Below are 3,078 nucleotides of genomic sequence, written 5' to 3' on the forward strand. Positions count from 1 at the left end.
ACCAAGGGGAGAGAATATCACTTATCCGGGCGCCTGACTACCGGGTTTTTGCATAGTGTTACATTTTTTGGTATAAACACGCACTGGAGGGGATGAACAAAGGCCAGCTGCTGCCCTTCGACTCCCTCCTGCTTGCTATGCCGGCATAAGGGTGGCAGGATTACTTTAGTACCGAGCAGAGGTGCTAGGCTTTATTAGTAGTCATTCGCAATAAGACTACCTGTTAAAAGCAGTCAAACAAGGAGTGAACCATGCCAAAGACCGCACAGTCCATGATCTCGAGCAAACTCGCCCAGAAACTAGGCGAACAGATCGGCCACGAACTCGGTGCTCATCAGCAGTATCTGGCAATTGGAACTTATTTTGCACAGCAGAGCCTGGATAAATGGGCAGGGCTGTTCTACCGGCAAGCCGCAGAAGAAAAAGAACACGCCCTCAAAATCGTCAAGTTTCTGGTCGAGACCGGGGAGGCCCTCGAGTTTCCGGCCATTGCGGCGGCCTCTACCCGCTTCAAAAGCCCCGCCAGCGCCGTTGCCCAGGCCCTGAAGTGGGAGCGCACCGTCACCGAGCAGTTCCAGGCCATGGCCAAAGTTGCCCTGGCCGAGGGCGATTTTGTGGGCTTCCAGTTCTTGCAGTGGTTTCTGGAAGAACAGGTGGAGGAAGTGAGCAGCATGGAGAAGTACCTGGCCCTGGTGGAAAGCGGCATCAATCTCTTTCAGGCCGAGGAATTGCTGGAAATTGAAAACTAGTGCAGCGCCTGGTCTTCCCACTGGGGCCATCGCCCCAGTTTTTTGTTTTATCTTAGAAGCATGCGAACCCTCAAACCCGAGCTGCTCAAAAACTTTTCTCAGGACAACCCGCTGGTCGTGGATGTGCGCCCACCGGAGCAGTACAATCAGGGCGACTTTGCTGGAGCCCTGCATCTGACCCTGGCGGACATACAGCATGGCAACCACAACCTGCCCAAAGACCGTCCCCTGCTCCTCATTTGTGAGCGTGGGGTTATGAGCGAACTGGCGGGGCTCTACCTGGAAGCGGCGGGCTACGAGCTCGTCTACAACCTCGAGGGGGGCTTGCAAAAGCTGCGACAAATAACCGATCGTCAATAGCCCGAAGCTACGGGCTAGCTGCCATCGGCTTTCTGGGGCAGGTCTTCCAGTTGTACACCATGCCACTTTTCCAGGTGTTCTCTGTGGGTTTGCAGGTAGGCCCCTGGCTCGAAAAACCGGTCATAGTATTCCAGGTCGAGGTGGTGGGTCTGTAAGAACATCAGGCTATAGATGGTAGGGACGGTGGCAGGGAATTTCTCAAAGGTATTGAAGAGATACTGGGCCTGGGTCGCCACCACATCCACAATCCATTCGTCGTGTAGTCGGGCCTGTGAGCGCACGGTTTGGGTATCCTTCCAGGGGCCCGGGGTCTCGGGGTTAAAGGGGCCGCCGGCTTTGTATTTGCGTTCCACCAAAGCCTCTACTGCCGAGCGCATACTGGGGTAGTGCGGTGGACAGAAGCCTTCAAAAACACCTTCCAGCCCTGTTGGGTTGGGCCGCGACCAGCCAAGCTTATAATCGTAGCGGAAACCCAGGCCCGGCACCGTGGGGTCGCCCGAGGCCCCCAGGGTTCGTACCCGATCCAGCCCGTTTAGCATCCAGCCTCCCAGACCCATTGCTTGTTGTATCAGGTGGCCTGCGAAGACCGACGCGCTGATCTCAGCCGAGGCTTCCGCAAGGGTGGCCTGGTCGAAGGCGGTGAGCGGATAGGGTTTGTCTACCGCGACGTATTCCTTGAACTTCTCCAGACCTGGGATGCTGCGATGGTGCACATCGTCATAGAGCACAAAGCCGTTCTGGGCAATAAAAATGAGCTTTAGCAACTGGTGCTGGGCTACATCTGCAATGGGCCAGACCAGGAGGGAGCCGGGTTTATTGGCATTCCAGGCGTTGTGACCGGCCATGAAAGGCTCACGGGGGGGGATGTAGAGCCGGGTGTTGGACAGTGGGTGAATGTACTGCTGGTGGGCCAGCAGCAATTCCACCAGATCCACCTTGCCGTCGGGATTTCGTGGAATGGGTGGGCTGGCATCGCGGGTTTTGAAAGTATAGGTTCCACTGTCGTCGGTAAAGAAGATCTGGCTGGTGTGGAAGCCTGCTGCACTGGGAAAGGTACGTCCGGCAGCCATGCCGGAATAACTGGGCAGATGGGGGGCTACATTCTGGTGGTGGCTGATGAGGTTGTGCCAGCCGGTCAGGCCGCCCACGGTGGTGAGGATCAGCAGGCGCTCGAGCTCTGAAAGAGGATAGGGCTCGTAACGCGATGTATAGGCCAAAGGCCCGTCGGGCAACTCGCCACCCAGCGCAAAACGGCGACTACGACGGCCAAAGAGGGCGTCGGTAAGCGGAAACTGGAGCAGTTCTTCCAGCGCCTGTCGTTCGGGGTGATGGAGGGTTGGGTTGGATTCCAGGTCTGGCATATACCTCAGTCTACGCGCTTCCAGAAGGCGTTTGACCGTGAGTCAAAACCGGTGCATATCTGGGAACGGCCACGCAGCGGGTGCGCTGGTAGGGTACGGGCCTCTCGAGATTGACCTCCCCAAGGCGCTCAGGGTCGCCCGATTTGCCGATCCCCGTTCTGTATTGAATGGGTGGCCACTGCCTTCGCGGTAACGATTCCTTCAGAGCCTGCAAAGGTTCAACAGCAGGCTTGCTCTATTGTTCCGGGCCCTTTTCAATCGGCACGCCCACCGCGTTGCCCCACTCCGTCCAGCTTCCGTCGTAGTTCTTGACGTGGGGGAAGCCCAGCAGGTGTTTGAGCACAAACCAGCTATGGCTGCTGCGCTCGGCGATGCGGCAGTAGGCGATCACTTCTTTATCGGGTGTCACGCCTTTCGGCCCATAGAGGCCACGGAGTTCGTCGGCGCTTTTAAAGGTGCCGTCCGGGTTGACGGTGGTGGCCCAGGGGATGCTCCTGGCACCCGGGATGTGTCCACCGCGCAACACCCCTTCCTGGGGATACTCGGGCATATGGGTTTTTTCGCCGCTAAACTCGAAAACCCATAGAGGTTTTCTGCATTTTCTGTCA

4 protein-coding genes are annotated in these 3,078 nt (G+C 57.3%); 2 read left to right on the plus strand and 2 right to left on the minus strand.

Annotation, left to right across the window (positions count from 1 at the left end; all coding sequences use genetic code 11):
* Positions 1 to 251: 251 nt before the first annotated feature.
* Positions 252 to 749, plus strand: a complete 498-nt coding sequence (locus Q0288_RS06205) for a ferritin (protein WP_299428777.1) — start codon at positions 252 to 254, stop codon at positions 747 to 749.
* A gap of 60 nt (positions 750 to 809) precedes the next feature.
* Positions 810 to 1,109, plus strand: coding sequence for a rhodanese-like domain-containing protein (locus tag Q0288_RS06210; protein ID WP_299428780.1), 300 nt, complete (start codon positions 810 to 812; stop codon positions 1,107 to 1,109).
* Positions 1,110 to 1,123: 14 nt separating this feature from the next.
* On the opposite strand, the gene Q0288_RS06215 is transcribed toward Q0288_RS06210, so the two are convergent.
* Both Q0288_RS06215 and Q0288_RS06220 read right to left on the minus strand, forming a co-directional pair.
* A complete protein-coding gene (locus Q0288_RS06215) occupies positions 1,124 to 2,470 on the minus strand; it encodes a hypothetical protein (RefSeq protein WP_299428783.1) in 1,347 nt (448 codons plus the stop codon).
* A 235-nt stretch (positions 2,471 to 2,705) separates the two neighbouring features.
* Positions 2,706 to 3,078 (minus strand): sulfurtransferase (locus Q0288_RS06220; RefSeq protein ID WP_299428786.1); only part of this gene is annotated, 373 nt, incomplete at its 5' end.

Source organism: uncultured Meiothermus sp. (assembly GCF_937863175.1).
Taxonomy (GTDB): Bacteria; Deinococcota; Deinococci; order Deinococcales; family Thermaceae; genus Meiothermus.